Annotated in this window: 12 protein-coding genes and 1 pseudogene; 12 read left to right on the top strand and 1 reads right to left on the bottom strand. The window is 39.9% G+C overall.

Features of this window, described 5'->3' with window-relative positions:
- Positions 1-90 precede the first annotated feature (90 nt).
- Positions 91-879, top strand: a complete 789-nt coding sequence (locus tag ACZ47Z_RS14915; RefSeq protein WP_054752718.1) for a hypothetical protein — start codon at positions 91-93, stop codon at positions 877-879.
- Here ACZ47Z_RS14915 and ACZ47Z_RS14910 read toward each other — a convergent pair.
- Positions 821-2,140 (bottom strand): MATE family efflux transporter, encoded by a 1,320-nt coding sequence (locus tag ACZ47Z_RS14910; protein ID WP_464525706.1) that lies wholly within the window; start codon positions 2,138-2,140, stop codon positions 821-823. The genes ACZ47Z_RS14915 and ACZ47Z_RS14910 overlap by 59 nt on opposite strands.
- Positions 2,141-2,597: 457 nt before the next feature.
- Here ACZ47Z_RS14910 and ACZ47Z_RS14905 point away from each other — a divergent pair.
- The 11 genes and pseudogenes from ACZ47Z_RS14905 to ACZ47Z_RS14855 all read left to right on the top strand — a co-directional run bounded on the left by ACZ47Z_RS14905 (position 2,598) and on the right by ACZ47Z_RS14855 (position 16,246).
- A pseudogene (locus tag ACZ47Z_RS14905) lies at positions 2,598-3,499 on the top strand (ketopantoate reductase family protein).
- A complete protein-coding gene (locus tag ACZ47Z_RS14900; protein WP_054752730.1) occupies positions 3,486-4,265 on the top strand; it encodes an alpha/beta fold hydrolase in 780 nt (259 codons plus the stop codon). The pseudogene ACZ47Z_RS14905 and the gene ACZ47Z_RS14900 overlap by 14 nt, the downstream one beginning before the upstream one ends.
- Entirely contained in the window at positions 4,265-5,065 is an 801-nt protein-coding gene (locus ACZ47Z_RS14895) for a class I SAM-dependent methyltransferase (RefSeq protein WP_464525705.1), read from the top strand. Before ACZ47Z_RS14900 ends, ACZ47Z_RS14895 begins: the two co-directional genes overlap by 1 nt.
- A 316-nt stretch (positions 5,066-5,381) precedes the next feature.
- Complete coding sequence (locus ACZ47Z_RS14890; RefSeq protein WP_021739680.1) at positions 5,382-6,011, top strand: TetR/AcrR family transcriptional regulator; 630 nt, start codon at positions 5,382-5,384, stop codon at positions 6,009-6,011.
- A gap of 192 nt (positions 6,012-6,203) precedes the next feature.
- Positions 6,204-7,958 carry an ABC transporter ATP-binding protein gene (locus ACZ47Z_RS14885; protein ID WP_464525704.1) on the top strand — a complete coding sequence of 585 codons (1,755 nt, stop codon included), beginning with the start codon at positions 6,204-6,206 and terminating at the stop codon, positions 7,956-7,958.
- 1 nt (position 7,959) lies between these two features.
- Positions 7,960-9,699, top strand: a complete 1,740-nt coding sequence (locus ACZ47Z_RS14880) for an ABC transporter ATP-binding protein (RefSeq protein WP_464525703.1) — start codon at positions 7,960-7,962, stop codon at positions 9,697-9,699.
- Positions 9,700-10,174: 475 nt separating this feature from the next.
- Entirely contained in the window at positions 10,175-13,219 is a 3,045-nt protein-coding gene (locus ACZ47Z_RS14875; protein ID WP_117628729.1) for an SrtB-anchored collagen-binding adhesin, read from the top strand.
- A gap of 233 nt (positions 13,220-13,452) precedes the next feature.
- Positions 13,453-13,779 (top strand): YdcP family protein, encoded by a 327-nt coding sequence (locus ACZ47Z_RS14870; protein ID WP_005428604.1) that lies wholly within the window; start codon positions 13,453-13,455, stop codon positions 13,777-13,779.
- Positions 13,780-13,794: 15 nt separating this feature from the next.
- Positions 13,795-14,178: a YdcP family protein gene (locus ACZ47Z_RS14865; RefSeq protein ID WP_005428605.1), complete on the top strand. Its 384-nt coding sequence runs from the start codon at positions 13,795-13,797 to the stop codon at positions 14,176-14,178.
- A 97-nt stretch (positions 14,179-14,275) separates the two neighbouring features.
- Positions 14,276-14,458 carry a hypothetical protein gene (locus tag ACZ47Z_RS14860; RefSeq protein ID WP_005428606.1) on the top strand — a complete coding sequence of 61 codons (183 nt, stop codon included), beginning with the start codon at positions 14,276-14,278 and terminating at the stop codon, positions 14,456-14,458.
- Between the two features lie 393 nt (positions 14,459-14,851).
- The gene (locus ACZ47Z_RS14855; protein ID WP_055168651.1) at positions 14,852-16,246 is read left to right on the top strand and encodes an FtsK/SpoIIIE domain-containing protein; all 1,395 of its coding nucleotides are present in this window, start codon (positions 14,852-14,854) and stop codon (positions 16,244-16,246) included.
- Positions 16,247-16,264: the final 18 nt, after the last annotated feature.

Genomic DNA, 16,264 nt, shown 5'->3' with positions numbered 1-16,264 from the left:
CTTGCTATTTGTGAAATTCTATTTCCTACAAAAGGAAAAAAGGGTGCTTTTCAGGATCATGCTTTTTTTGAAGCAAGTTCTATACGAAAAGTGGATGGAAAATATTGTTTTGTATATTCATCAGAACACAATCATGATCTTTGTTACGCAATGGCAGATTCACCTAAAGGTCCATTTACTTATGGAGGCGTTCTGGTAGATATTGGTGATCTTTATTTGAATGGAAATGAAGATGAGACACATGCCTCTAATTATTTAGGAAATACACATGGAGGAATGCTTCAGATAGAAGATCAATGGTATATCTTTTATCATCGACAGACAAATCGTAGTTCTTATGCAAGACAGGCATGTGCAGAAAAACTGGAACGTAGAGATGACGGAGGCTTTCAGCAGGCAGAAATTACAAGCTGTGGCTTAAATCAAGGAGCGTTGAAAGGGATAGGATCTTATGAAGCAAGAATAGCTTGCAATTTGTGGTCGATAAATGGAACAGGACGATATGATGGAAAGTCACCGAAACAAAAATTGAAAGATCATCCTTATTTCACGCAGAGTGGAAAAGATCGAGAAAATAATGGAGATCAGTACATTGCAAATATGAAGAATGGGTCGGTCGCTGGTTTTAAATATTTCGAAATGGGAGAGGCAAATCAGATCGGAATTACTATACAGGGGAATGCAAAGGGAACAATGCAGGTTTCTGACAAATCTGATTTTGAAAATATTTGTGCAGAGATTGAAGTGAGTAACAGAGAGAAAGAAATGCATACTTATAAAAGTGCCTTAAACATCCCAAGAGGAAAAAGAGCATTATTCTTCAGATTTCAGGGAGAAGGGACAGTAGACTTTCATTCTTTTGAACTGATGGAAGATTAAAACTGGAAGAAGGAGAAATGCCAGAGATTTTTATAAAAATCCAAAGGCATGGAACCAGTAAAATAAGCTGACGGATGGCAGCACCAACCATGTTAATAATGCCATTTCCAAGCCCGGAGGAGAAGTATCCGCAAAGAATCGTAATTGCAGACATCACAAAGGAAATGGAAATAATCCTCAGTGCCGGAATGCCGAGCAGCAGCATTTCTGAACTTGCAGAAAATAATTGCAGCAACTGTCCGGGAAAACACCAGAATATAACAGTTCCGCACAAGGCAATGATTGCTCCGGTAGGAAGTAAAATCTTCCATGTCTGATGTACACGTTGGTAGTTTTTATCGCCGTAATTATATCCTACAATAGGTATGGCAGCCTGTCCCAGTCCATTGATTGGCATCATCAGGAAATTTTGCAGTTTGTAGTAGATACCAAAAAAGGCAACGGCTGTTGCGGAAACATCAAGAAGAATACGGTTTACTACAAATGTCATAATGCTTCCGATTGCCTGCATAATGATTGTTGGAAGCCCCACCCGGTAGATATCAGCAACATCCTGCCACATGAAATGATAGTTTTTCAGACGGACGTGGATGATTGGATTTCGGAAACGGTTAAACAGTAAGGCAGCGATAGCACCAGCTATTTGGCCAATGACAGTTGCGATCGCTGCACCACGGACTCCCATTGCAGGACAGCCAAGCAGACCGAAAATCATAATAGGATCAAGAATAATATTCAAAACAGCACCAATGATCAGAGACAGCATAGATAATACAGTATCTCCAACCGCCTGTAACAGTCGCTGAGCATAAGTTTGCAGAAAGATTCCCCAGCAATATACAAGATTGATGGAAAGATATTGTTTGCAGAGTTCCTGAAGTTCTGAATCAGCAGCCATTTTAGTGACAATCGTATCGGACAGAAAAATCCCGATCATTGAAAAGATAAGAGACGTAAAAATCATCAGGAAAAGTCCGGTTGTGGCAGCACGACATGCTTCCTCCGGCTTATGCTCCCCAATTTTTCTGGAAAGCAGAGCATTCAGACCTACTGCAGTTCCGACACCTACGGCAATCATTAAGAACTGAATGGAATAAACCAAAGATGCAGCGGTCAGCGCCGTTTCAGACAATCTGGCGACAAAGATACTGTCAACAATGTTATAGAGTGACTGTACGAGTAAAGACAGCATCAGGGGAACCGCCATCGTGTACAGTAAAGGACGGATTGGCATTTCTGCCAGTTTGTTTTTGGAATTCATAAAACCTCCTTATGGCATTGCAAAAAAATAAGCGTGAAATCTGTAAGGACAAGCAAATCCTCATGATTTCACGCTTTTACAAGCCGGCTTTTGTTACAATTATTTTTCTTCGGACTTATTATAAACGAAAGGGAAGAGGAAATGCAAGAAAAAAATTAAAGCAGCTTGTATCACTCAGACATTGTGTTTTTCCAATCATGACGGAGAAACGACAGAGTATGCAAAAAAAAGCGATTGTACAAGAGTATGAGAAGTATAAAGCACAGTTGGAAAAGGGTGGTACAAAGTACAAAATTTGGTTGCTTAACCAGGTAAAAGTGATATACTGAATGCATAAGAAAAGAAACCGTGTGGAATTACAGTTTTGTTTTCACACGGTTTTTTAGAAAATGAGAGTTAGATATCACTAACATGAGCGCTGGCAGTTTTTTGAAAATGAAAAAGAGGACGGATTTCTATGAGAATATTGATTTATGGTGCAGGTGTGATTGGATCCTTGTATGCGGTCTTATTTGCAGAAACTGGTTATGATACGAGTATTTATGCCAGAGGTAAAAGACTTGAGTTTTTAAAGAAAAATGGACTGCTTTATAAGAAAAACCAGAACATAAGGCGGGCAGAAGCCACGATTCTTGGAGAATTGTCAGATAATGATGCTTACGATTTTATTTTGCTAACTGTCAGGGAAAATCAGCTATATGAAGCACTTGCTGAATTAAAAAATAATAAAAGCAATATAATTGTTACAATGGTAAATTCATTGGACAGTTATAAAAAATGGGAAGATATTGTTGGAAAAGGGAGAATATTGCCTGCTTTTCCAGGAGCGGGCGGAAGTATAAATAATGATGGTATCCTTGATGCAGCACTCACTCCAAGAATGATTCAGCCGACAACATTTGCAGAAATATCAGGAAATAAATCCGAAAAGACAAAGCAGTTTTCAAAGATATTAAGGCATGCTCATATACCATATCAGAAAGTAGTGGATATGCATATGTGGCAATTATGTCATCTTGCCCTGGTGGTGCCGATTGCAGATGCATATTACGAAGCAGATTGCCCGGAAAGAGCGGGAAAAGACTGGAAGATTATGAAGAAAACAGCAAAAAAATTGAAAAGAAATTTTAGCTTTTGCGAAAACAGGCAGGTAGGCTGTCACCTTGTAAAATGAATATTTTTCGTTTTTTACCACTGCCAATTATGACGATTATGCTTGCTGTTACATTCGAAAGTAGCTTTGGAGATAAATTTATGTATCAACATGCTAGGAAGGCACCAGATGAAATGAGGGAGCTGCATAAGCAATTTTATGCTTATATGAAAAAACTAAAGGAGGCCAGATATGAAATTTTATGAAAGTGGAGACAGTAGTAAACCAGTGATATTTTTATTTCCTGGTACCTGTTGCCTGTATAGTAGCTTTGATCATATACTGGATAGATTACATTCTTATTTTTACACGGTAACAGTTTCTTATGATGGATTTGATCCAAATGAGAAAACAGAATTTTATTCAATGGAAGATGAATGCGAAAAGATTGAGCAGGAAATCAAGAAAAAGTATGATGGAAGAATTAAAGCAGCGTATGGGTGTTCCCTTGGAGGAAGTTTTGTATCTCTTTTGATTCAGCGAAAAAGAATTCATATAGAACATGGCATCATTGGGAGCAGCGATATGGATGAAGCAGGTAATCTTGTGGCAAAAATTCAGGCATCCATGGTAGTGCCTTTCATGTATAAAATGGTACATACAGGTGCTCTTCCGAAATTTATGCAGAAAAAGCTTAACAAGACAGACGGGGCTAAGAAAGAATTATATAATGGATTTTTAAATATGTTTGGAATCGGTAAAGGAGGAAGTCCGTGGATTACAAAACAGAGTATTTATAATCAGTTCTATTCGGATCAGGTTACAAAAGTCCAGCATGGAATTGATGTGCCGGGAACAACTATCCATGTGTTTTACGCTACAAAGATGGGCAGAAAATATGAAAAGAGATATTGGACTTATTTCAAAAATCCGGATATTCGGAGACATAACATGCAGCATGAAGAACTGTTTTGCTGTCATAGTGCAGAGTGGGTGGAAGAAGTAAGAAAGGCAGTGGAAGGCGACAGATAATGAAAGAAAAAGTGAATGTGACAGGTGTGCCGGAAACGATGGCACAGACTCTGTATGCAAGAGCAAAAGAAACAAGAAAGAAAAATGCTAAAATAAACGACGAAATTGCAGTAGAACTTGTGAAAAATCTTGAGTATGACTTTTCCAAAGCGGATAAAGATAAAGCCATGAACTATGGCGTGATTGCAAGAACAATTGTATTAGACCGGATGGTTGAGCAATATTTGGAGAAAAATGTAAATACAATTGTTATAAATATTGCATGTGGACTGGATACCAGATGTTATCGAATGGAAGGAAAATATCTGCGTTGGTACAATGTGGATTTGCCGGAAACGATGAAGATAAGGAAACGGTTTCTTACAGAAACAGGTCCGATATATCAGATTGCAAAGTCTGCAATGGATGATTCCTATATAGATGATATCGATTATCATGGTGAAAATGTTCTGGTAATAATCGAAGGGCTTACAATGTATTTGTGTGAAAAAGATATCAGAAAGATGTTTCTTATTATTGAAAAATCATTTCAGGAAGTAACCGTAATGGTTGAAACCATGTCACCTTTTGTTGTAAAACATGTGAAAGAAAAATCCATAGAGGGCAGCAATGCAAAATTCACATGGGGAGTTAAGAACGGAACAGAACTGCAAAGAATTGTGCCGGGATTTTCTGTTCAACAGGAAGTCAGTCTGGTTGAAGGAATGAAAAAGCTTATGCCGATTTATCATGTGATAGGAAAGATTTCAATCGTTCGGAATATCTCAAACAAAATAATAGTTATGGAGAAACATGGCTGATATTAAGGAGATGATACAAATGAAGAAAAGACATTTTGATGTGGAAACAGATGGATTTTATGGTGCATACTGGAAATGCAAAATGTGAAACTGGCTTTTCAGGCAGCAAGAAAACATCCGAAAGAATGTCGCAGAGCACGTCTGGATATTGACTGGCGGGTAAGAAATGCTGTTGCAAAATGGAAGAGAGTAGATAGATAAAAGATAAAGAAAATCTAAACAGTAGACTTGACAAATTTCTGTAATGAGTTAAAATATAACAGTGCTATATAGCACTGTTATATTTTTGAAAAGAACTTTAGAGGATACGAAAAGAATGTCGACGAAAGCAGAAGATACACAGAAAAACATATTAGATACGGCCAGAAAACATTTTCTGAAAGATGGTTTGACAGGAGCATCTTTAAGAAATATTGTAAAAGATGCAGGGCTTACTACTGGTGCATTTTACAAATATTATCCGACGAAAGAGGCACTTTTTGACGCACTGACGGATCCTTATATGGAACATATTTATCAGATTTATGACCAGATCGTTGAGGAGTTTGAAAAGCTTTCTGCCAGTGATCAGACAAGGAATATGTCGGATACATCCAGTGATGGGATGGAGCAGATGGTTGATTATATCTATGATCATTATGATAATTTCAGATTATTGTTGAAATGCGGAGACAGTGGAAAATTTGAATTATTCATACACAATATGGTAGAGCGGGAAATGAAGTCCAGCTTGAATTATATGGAAAAGATGAAAGAGAACGGTGTGAAAATACCGATTGTAGAGGAAAGCCTTATGCATATGATCTATACGGGATTTTTTTCATCAGTATTTCAGATCATTGAGCATGATATAGATAGAGAGACTGCAAAGAAAAATGTGCATCAGCTGAAAGAATTCAATACAGGTGGCTGGGAACGATTGTGGAATATTGAATTTCCAGTATAACTGATGCAGGAATTCTGAATAGGTTATGTGTGTTGCAGGTTCTGGATTTCTAAATAAAGTTCAGACAGGATAATAATATCAGGTGGTTGATGCCAGTAGACCACCTATTTTATTATATGTTGGTTAGTGCGAACTAACAGAAGGTAAAACAATAAAACGAAACAATAAAACGAACGTAAGGAGTGAAAAGATGTGAAAGAAAAAAAGAAGTCGGCAGTCAGCTGGATCCTGACGTGGGCCGGACAAAAAAGAATTGCCTATGTGTGGAGTGTGTTACTTGCAATAGGAAATGTGATTTTTAAGATTTTGCCGTATTTTATTATTGCAGATGTAGTAAAGCTGTTTTTAAATGGTGAAAAGGAGTTTGAAATATATCTTGCAAAAGCGATTCTGATTGCATTATCGTTTATCATTGCAGAACTGCTTCATTCACTTTCGACAGCATTGTCACATAAAGCAACGTTTGCAGTACTTGCAAATATAAGAAAATCCTGCTGTGACAAGCTGGCGCGGGTACCTCTTGGCTATGTGAAAGACACACCTTCCGGTACATTTAAAAATATTATGGTGGAAAGAATCGACAGTATCGAGACAACACTGGCGCATATTGTCCCGGAATTCACGTCCAATCTGCTGGCACCGATTATGATTTTGATTTATTTCTTCCTGACAGACTGGAGACTGGCACTCTGGTCATTAGTGCCGGTTATAGTGGGATTTCTTTCCTATTTTGGAATGATGCTGGATTATAAACCAAGCTTCGAGAGAACGGTTCAGACAACAAAAGATCTGAACGATGCGGCAGTGGAATATATTGACGGAATCGAAGTGATCAAGGCATTTGGAAAGACAGAAAGTTCTTATGCAAAATTTACAAAGGCGGCTATGGCTTATGCAGATTCCTTTATTTCCTGGATGAAACGGTGCTCGATCTTTCATGGACTGATGATGGTGGTCACACCTTATACGCTTCTTACGGTATTGCCGTTTGGGGCACATTATGTAGCCAATGGAACACTTGCGATTTCAGATTTTGTCATCTGCATTATTTTATCACTTGGAATCGTTGGACCGTTGATCACAGTGGGTTCCTATACAGATGATCTTGGCAAGATCGGAGTGATTGTTGGTGAAGTGGCAGGAATTCTGGAACAGCCGGAGCTTGAACGTCCAGAGAAAAATAAAAGTGTTCCAAAAGATAACTCCGTTACTCTTGAAGATGTCAGATTTGGTTATCACGACAAAGAAATCCTGCACGGAGTAACTATGGAGCTGAAAGCAGGAACGGTAAATGCAATCGTAGGACCTTCCGGAAGCGGCAAGTCGACCATCGCAAAGCTGATTGCGTCCCTGTGGGATGTGGATTCCGGAAGCATCAAAATCGGTGGAGTTGATGTCAAAGAACTGGCATTTGCAGATTTTAATCGGAAAATTGCATATGTTGCACAGGACAATTATCTGTTTAATGAAACAGTCCGTGAAAATATCAGACAGGGAAATCCGGATGCTACAGATGAACAGATCATCGAGGTGACAAAGAAAAGTGGATGCTATGAATTTATCATGCAGTTGGAGAATGGATTTGATACGGTTGTAGGAGGTGCAGGAGGACATCTGTCAGGTGGCGAGAGGCAGCGTATCTCCATTGCAAGAGCAATGTTAAAGGATGCTCCGATCGTGATCCTTGATGAGGCAACTGCCTACACAGATCCGGAAAATGAGGCAATTCTGCAGAATTCTATCGCAAAACTGGTAGCAGGGAAGACCCTGATCGTAATAGCACACAGACTTTCTACTGTTAAGGACAGTGACCAGATCTTTGTTGTAAATGATGGAAATGTAACAGCACATGGCACACATGAGGAACTTCTGGTGTCATGCCCGCTTTATAAGGAAATGTGGAATGCCCATATTTCTGTAAAAGATACGGTGAAGGAGGGAGAATGATATGTTTGGGATTCTGGCAAAATTCTTTCGTTTTTCAGGCAGGGAAAATGGCAATAAATTTAAACTGTCGATAGTGATCGGACTCATAGAGGCTCTTGCCTCAGCAATGAAGATTCCGGCTATTATGTACATACTGATTGGTCTGCTGAGTGGGAAACCGACAGGAAAATATATTGGAGGCTCCGTTGCGATTATGGTTCTTGCAATTGTAGTCGACGTAATCTGCAAGAGATATTCTACAGTGCTTCAGACAGAGGGAGGATATAATGCAAGTGCTTTTATGAGAATCAAGATTGCAGAACATCTGCGATATCTGCCGATGGGGTATTTCAATTCCAATAGTATTGGGGAAATTTCTTCCATTACAACCAATACAATGGAAATACTTGGCGATGTGGCTGCGAGAGTGGTCATGCTGACCATGCAGGGAATTCTGGAAACATCAATGATCATTCTTATGCTGTTTATTTTTGACTGGAGAATCGGACTGATTGCCGCAGCAGGAGTACTTATTTTCTTTGGAGTCAATTCTGTGATGCAGAATGCGGGTAAAAAAGATTCAGAGCGAAAAGTGGTATGCGATACGGAGCTTGTAAACCAGATCATGGAGTATCTGCAGGGAATATCAGAAGTTAAATCATATAACTTGCTTGGGAAACAGGCGAAAAGATTAAATGATGCAAATGAAGCATGTGAAAAGATCAATACAAAGATGGAAATGCTGTTTGTGCCCTATCATTTTCTGCAAAGTGTGATAACCAAAATTACAGGTGCTGTGATCGTGGCTTGCAGTGCATATTTTTATATTAATGGAACTATGAGTGCGGTCTATGCAATCGGTATGACAATTTCAGCATTTATGCTTTATGCCAGTCTGGAATGTGCAGGAAATTATTCATCTCTTTTACATGTGGTAAGCGTATGTGTAGATAAAGCAAATGCAATACTGGAGCTGGACACCATGGATATCGACGGCAAAGAGATCCAGCCGGAAAATTACGATATCAGACTTTCTAACGTTTCATTTTCCTATGACAAACGGAAGATCATTGATGATATATCGCTCTCTATTCCGCAGAAAACGACGACAGCAATCGTTGGACCGTCTGGTGGAGGAAAATCAACACTTTGCAATCTGATCGCCAGGTTCTGGGATGTGGATTCCGGGGAAGTGACACTTGGAAGCGTGAATGTAAAAGACTACAGCATGAACAGTCTGATGCGTAATTTTTCATTTGTATTTCAGTCTGTGTATTTGTTTGCAGATACCATTGAGAATAATATTAAATTCGGACGTCAGGATGCAAGCCATGAGGAAGTGGTGGAAGCGGCGAAGAAAGCATGTTGTCATGATTTCATCAGCAAACTTCCGAATGGATATGACACAGTGATCGGAGAAGGAGGAGCCACACTTTCCGGTGGTGAGAAGCAGCGTATTTCGATAGCCAGAGCGATTATGAAGGATGCGCCAATCGTTATATTAGATGAGGCAACGGCCAATGTTGATCCGGAGAATGAAAAGGATCTGATGAATGCAGTAGATGCACTTACAAAGGAAAAAACGATTATTATGATTGCCCATAGATTAAAAACGGTCAGACATGCAGATCAGATTGTAGTTGTTGAAAAAGGAAGAATTGCACAGCAGGGAACACATGAGCAATTAATGAAACAGGAAGGTATTTATAAGAGATTTGTGGATGCAAGGCAGCAGGCGGTAAGCTGGAAACTGGTGCACTGAGAAATAATCCACAGTTGGTGAATATCCAAATTGAATTGTCTGAAAGAGATTTAATTTAAGTTCGCTAAGTTTCACTTATATAGGCAGAATGAGGGATATTCAATAATGTAATATGAAAAAAGCACTGAAAACCGTTGGATTGCAAAAAAAATCTCAAAAAATTAGCACTCACCTCTTGTTATTACAGCGTAGCTTTTGTCTTAGTTCATAGAGTGCCGTAAAGTGCCTATTTACAGGCTTTTCACGGGTTTTATGAATTTATCACATTTCATCAAAAATCGTCAATATACAAAAAATTGGTGTCAAAATTGGTGTCAAATAACCTTAATTTGAGATTTTGATGAGCAACACATCAGTATAAAAAATTGAATATTTTATAGATTATGGAACGCCTAAAATGACGTTCCTTTTCTATTTCCAGCCGTTCTTATTGGACGGCTATTTTATTATCCAAAATGAAAGGAGCATTAGATTTATGAAAAAGACATGGAAACGATTGTGTACGGGCTTCTTAGCTTTTGCAACTGTCGTTACTGCTTTACCGACTATACCCGTCCATGCAGAAAGTAAGCAATACTGGACGGAAAGTGCAGAGCGTGTCGGTATCATTGAAAAAGTAATGAATGATGGTTCTATCGGTTCGACATTCAATGAGGGCTATATGAAAGTCGAGGGCGAAACTGCCTATTGTATTGACATCAATACAGATTTTAAGAACGGTTACAAGACCAGAGCTGACGCAAGCTCACGCATGAGTGCCGACCAGATTTCAGATGTGGCGTTATCCTTAGAGTATGTCAAACAGTATGGCGAAGCTCACAAGGAATTGAACTATAAACAAGTCTATCTGTTGGAACAATGTGTAGTTTGGCAGAGATTGAGCGTACATCTTGGCTGGCAATGTGATAATGTGCGAGCTTCTTATGATGAAATTCCAAAGGCAACGCAGGACGAAGTTTTCTCTGGTGCAAAAGCCTTTGTCAAAGAGAATAAAGGACGCTATGAATGTGGCGGTTATATCTACTCTGGCGAGGGGCAGGAATTGGGACAATTCTGGGCGAAGCTGAATGTCGGAAATGCGAAACTGCAAAAGACTTCCAGTAATACCAGCATTACAGACAGTAACGGGAATTACTCTGTCGCTGGTGCGACCTATGGTGTCTTTTCTGATAAGGACTGCACGAAACAGCTTGCCACCCTTACGACTGATGAAAACGGAAATACAGATGTTGTAGAGGTAAAGGCTGGCACAGTTTATATCAAGGAATTATCTGCACCAGCAGGATATAAAGTAGATAAAACTGTATATTCCTTAAAGGTTGAAGCTGGAAGGACAGCGACCTTGAAAGTATCAGATACACCGAAAGTAACAGACACTTTGATTAAGCTTTTCAAGATTGATATGGAAACACAGAAAGACAATCCGCAAGGGAACGCTTCTCTAGCCGGTGCGGAATTTACATGGAAGTATTATGCAGGCTTCTATAACAAAGACAATCTTCCTGCCGAAGCTACTCGTACATGGATTACAAAGACAATCGCTGAAACAGACAGCGACGGGACAACTCATTACATCACAAAATTAGCGGACGCATACAAGGTATCTGGCGACAGCTTCTATATGCAGGACGGCAAAGCGGTTCTTCCACTTGGAACGCTAACCGTTGAAGAAACAAAAGCTCCAAACGGCTACTTGTTAGAGGGTGCATATATGCAGACTGGCGATAAGTCCGAACAGATAAAAAGCTTATACCTTACACAGATTACCGAGGACGGCGACCTTGCCGTATTATCTGGAAGTAACCAGTTTTCCGTATCTGACAAGGTTATCCGTGGCGGTGTGAAAATTCAGAAACGAGATTTAGAAACGGGCAATACAAAGCCACAAGGAAGTGCTACCTTGAAAGATACTGCTTTTGACATCATTTCCTTAAATGATAATGCGGTATTGGTTGAGGGCAAGTTATACAAGAAAAATGAAGTGGTAAAGACAATTCGTACCGATATTGAGGGTGTCGCTTCTACTTCTTCCGACCTTTTACCTTACGGAAATTTCCGTATCGTTGAAAGTGAAGCTCCCGACGGTTACTTAACTGACGGTGCAAAACCGATTGATTTTACAATCACAGAAAATGGAAAAATCGTGGACTTAACCGACGAAGCCCATTCTATCTACAATCAGATTAAGCGTGGGGATATTGAGGGTGTAAAAATCGGTGCAGGCACACACAAGCGTCTTGCTGATATTCCCTTTAGGATCACAAGCAAGACAACGGGCGAAAATCATGTAGTGGTAACTGATGATAACGGGCAATTCTCCACTTCTGCTGACTGGGCTTCTCATAAGCACAATACCAACGCAGGAAAGACCAGCGAGGACGGTGTGTGGTTTGGAACTTCTGAACCAGACGACAGCAAGGGTGCATTACCTTATGATACCTATATCATTGAAGAATTACGCTCTGATAGTAACAAAGGCTTTGAACTTATCCCACCTTTTGAAATCGTGGTATCAAGAAATAATCTTGTGATTGATTTAGGAACGCTGACTGATGAATACGAAAAAAAAATCTCTATTCATACCACAGCGGCCAGTAAGGACGGCAAAAAGACTATCCTTGCAGGAAAAGAGGTAACAATCGTTGATACTGTCAAATTAGACGGACTTACAAAAGGCACAAAGTATCAGTTGAAAGGCTGGCAGATGTTAAAAGAAGAAAATGCCGAGCTTATCATTGACGGAAAACGTGTGGAAAATGACTATACTTTTGTCGCTGATGATAAAGAAATGAAAGTAGAAATTTCCTATACATTCAATGCGTCTGCTTTAGGTGGCAAAAACCTTGTTACTTTTGAAGAATTGTATGATTTCAGCAATCCAGACGAACCCGTGAAAGTTGCAGAACACAAGGACATTGAGGACGACGGGCAAACCGTACTTATCACAGAGCGTATCATCAAAATTCATACGACTGCTACCGACAAGGACGGCAACAAAGAGATTGAAGCTGGAAAAGAGGTAACAATCATTGATACCGTAACTTTAGAGGGCTTAGAAGTCGGTACACAGTACAAACTTGTGGGCTGGCAGATGTTGAAAGAAGAAAACGCCGAGCTTCTTATCAATGGAAAACGTGTGGAAAGTGATTATACCTTTACTGCTGACAGCGAAACTATGAAAGTGGAAGTTGCTTTTACCTTTGACGCTACTTCCCTTGACGGCAAACAGCTTGTAACTTTTGAAGAATTGTACGATTTAAGCAATCCAGACGAGCCGAAGAAAGTTACCGAGCATAAGGACATTGAGGACAAGGGACAGACGATTACCTTTAAGGAAAAACCAGAAGTCCCAGAAGAACCCGAAACACCACCGACACCAGAAAAGCCTAACAGACCTAGCGACAGTCCCAAAACGGGCGACAGTACAAATGTAATAGCATTTGTCGTGATGTTGCTTGCGTCTGCTGGTGGACTGGCTGGAACATATCTTTACAAACGCCGTAAAATGAAGAAATCATAAGGCGGTAACGGTATGAGGAAAGAAAAATCACGCTCTCCGCCGAAGCTGTCAAACGGCAGACTTTTGCTTATTCTGGCTTGTCTGCTTACGACCTGCAAGAACACGGATAGTCAAGGGTGCGAAGCATTGATTTTACCCTTTACTATCTGTGGGATTGCTGGTACTTCCCAAACTGCCAGAATAAGAAATCACAATCAATTTATCAAAAATAGAAAGAAACGAGGTAAAACAATATGGAAATGAAATATGTCGTGCCAGATATGGCACAGTCTTTTGGAACTCTTGAATTTGCAGGCGAAAGCGACCATGTTTTTGACAGAGATAAAGATAACCGTAGAGTTTTCGCAAGAAGAAGCTACAACCTTTATTCAGATGTGCAGAGAGGGGAAAATGTTGTCGTGGAAATTCCCGTGCAGGCTGGCGAAAAGAAGTTCAAGTATGAGCAGAAAGTAAAACTTGTCAATCCGAAGTTATATGGCAGAGGTTACGCAATCGGGGATATGGGACATACCGATTATGTGTTGCTTGCTGATGATATTGTAGCAGTTGAAGAAAAGTAAAGGAGTGAAGAATTTATGAGATTATCAAACGGGTTTGTTATTGACAAAGAGAAAACATTTGGAGAATTAAAATTTACAGCGGTGCGTGATGTGTTCTTGCAGAATGAGGACGGGACACCGAGTACCCAGCTTAAAAAGCGTATCTATGATTTGAAGTGCAGTCTGCATGGTGGAATTATCCCCGTGTCTGTACCGCCAGAAGTACCGTTAAGGGAATTTCCGTACAATGCAGTTGTGGAGCTTGTCAATCCAGTAGCCGATACGGTATCACGAAAGACTTATACGGGTGCAGATGTGGACTGGTATGTAAAGGCAGAGAATATTGTGTTGAAAAATAAAGGCAATCAGAACGCAGGCAGTCCACAGAACCATACACCGCAGGGACAGCCGAAAAAATAGGCTTACTGAATAGATTTTCATTGTAGCGGATATATGGAACTGTTATAATATGGGTATGAAGAAACGGACAAATAATAAGGTGTAAAGGAGACCAGCTATGAAAGATAAAAACATTTTAATTTGTGTGGGAATAATTATTTATATTGCTATGTCTGGAATTGATAGATTTGTTTATCATATACCTAATATTATTTATATACCAGTTGCAATTCTTGGTATTGCTTTAATTTTAATTGGCTTTTTCAAAGATAAATTTAAACAAGAAAATTTCGATTTATAGAACTGAAAATTAAAGATTTAGAAAAGGTGGTAAATATGATAGGGCTAATACTAGGTAATATAATGGTGGTTTTAGGGGTATTCAGTATTATCAAAGGTAAATTGCCCCTTATCAAAAGATATAATGGGGTAAAAAACATAAAGCTACATTCAAGAATTGAGGGAACAGCTATATTATTAGTAGGAATTATGCTGATTTTTCAATGTTTTATATCACTAGGAAATGTTGAAATAGTTATCATTATTTTATCAATTTGTATTTTTTCGTTGATACTAGAAATTGCATTAAAAGTAATATAAAATTCCCATTTGCAAAACTTCATATCCATACACACAAAGCAGTTAGTCTTAGGATTGACTGCTTTTTTCGTACCCAGAAAGGAGTGATTGATTTATGCGTAAGATTTGGAATAAAGGACACCGTATCAGAGCCAGCGACAAGCACCTTGTCTACCACTTTTCCATAGGGATGCTTCTGGTGGTATTCGTGGCGGTTCTTTTGCTACTCAATATCAAACAGCTTATGCGTACTGATTGGGAGCATTTCAGCTTGTTAGAAAACGGCTTGACGCTCTCCCCTTACAACTTCATAACCATATTGATAGCGACGGGTGTTTGTGCATTGGTCGCTTTTCTATATTACCGCTTCTGTTACGACAGTTTCAAGAAGCTCCTGCACCGTCAAAAGCTGGCAAGAATGGTACTGGAAAATAAGTGGTATGAAGCCGATACCGTACAAGACAGCGGTTTTTTTACTGACCGGCAAAGCAGATCAAGGGAAAAAATCGTCTGGTTTCCAAAGATTTATTATCAAATGGAAAAGGGACTGCTTCATATCCGCTGTGAAATTACGCTGGGGAAATATCAAGACCAGCTTTTACGGTTAGAGGATAAATTGGAAAGTGGCTTGTATTGTGAACTGACCGACAAGACCCTGCACGACGGCTATATCGAATATACCCTGCTTTATGATATGATAGCGAACCGTATTACCATTGATGAAGTACGGGCAGAAAACGGCAGTCTTAGGCTGATGAAAAATCTTGTCTGGGAATATGACGCACTCCCTCACGCTCTTATCGCTGGTGGGACGGGTGGCGGTAAAACTTATTTTCTGCTGACGCTCATTGAAGCCCTACTGCATACCAACGCTGTCCTTTACGTCTTAGACCCGAAAAATGCGGACTTAGCAGACTTGGGGACAGTTATGGGAAATGTGTATCACACCAAAGAAGAAATGATTGATTGCGTCAATGCCTTTTATGAGGGCATGGTACAGCGAAGCGAGGAAATGAAGCGACACCCGAACTATAAGACGGGCGAAAACTACGCCTATTTGGGACTGCCACCCTGCTTTCTTATCTTTGATGAATATGTGGCGTTTTTTGAAATGCTGGGGACGAAAGAAAGCGTGAGCTTACTTAGCCAGCTAAAGAAAATCGTTATGTTAGGGCGACAAGCAGGTTATTTCCTTATCGTTGCCTGCCAGCGTCCAGACGCAAAGTATTTCTCGGACGGTATCAGAGATAACTTCAATTTCCGTGTGGGACTTGGGCGTATCAGCGAATTAGGTTACGGTATGCTGTTTGGTTCAGATGTGAAAAAGCAGTTTTTTCAGAAGCGTATCAAGGGGCGTGGATATTGTGATGTGGGAACAAGCGTTATCAGTGAGTTTTACACGCCTTTAGTCCCGAAAGGACATGATTTTTTGCAGACTATCGGCTCTCTTGCACAAGCAAGGCAGGACGGGACGGCGACGTGCGAAGCGAAAGGCGACGGCACGGACTAGCCGTTGCTGGTGTGGCGT

It is taken from the genome of Mediterraneibacter faecis, assembly GCF_055383675.1.
The sequence above is the reverse complement of the archived record's forward strand: the minus strand, read 5'-3'. Positions and strand labels throughout refer to the sequence as shown.

Bases quoted from the DNA above. Each gene is read 5' to 3' on its own strand.
- ACZ47Z_RS14880 (WP_464525703.1), top strand. From the start codon at position 7,960: ATGTTTGGGATTCTGGCAAAATTCTTTCGTTTTTCAGGCAGGGAAAAT.
- ACZ47Z_RS14860 (WP_005428606.1), top strand. From the start codon at position 14,276: ATGAAAGATAAAAACATTTTAATTTGTGTGGGAATAATTATTTATATT.
- ACZ47Z_RS14875 (WP_117628729.1), top strand. From the start codon at position 10,175: ATGAAAAAGACATGGAAACGATTGTGTACGGGCTTCTTAGCTTTTGCA.
- ACZ47Z_RS14870 (WP_005428604.1), top strand. From the start codon at position 13,453: ATGGAAATGAAATATGTCGTGCCAGATATGGCACAGTCTTTTGGAACT.
- ACZ47Z_RS14900 (WP_054752730.1), top strand. From the start codon at position 3,486: ATGAAATTTTATGAAAGTGGAGACAGTAGTAAACCAGTGATATTTTTA.
- ACZ47Z_RS14910 (WP_464525706.1), bottom strand. From the start codon at position 2,140: ATGAATTCCAAAAACAAACTGGCAGAAATGCCAATCCGTCCTTTACTG.
- ACZ47Z_RS14895 (WP_464525705.1), top strand. From the start codon at position 4,265: ATGAAAGAAAAAGTGAATGTGACAGGTGTGCCGGAAACGATGGCACAG.
- ACZ47Z_RS14890 (WP_021739680.1), top strand. From the start codon at position 5,382: ATGTCGACGAAAGCAGAAGATACACAGAAAAACATATTAGATACGGCC.
- ACZ47Z_RS14865 (WP_005428605.1), top strand. From the start codon at position 13,795: ATGAGATTATCAAACGGGTTTGTTATTGACAAAGAGAAAACATTTGGA.
- ACZ47Z_RS14855 (WP_055168651.1), top strand. From the start codon at position 14,852: ATGCGTAAGATTTGGAATAAAGGACACCGTATCAGAGCCAGCGACAAG.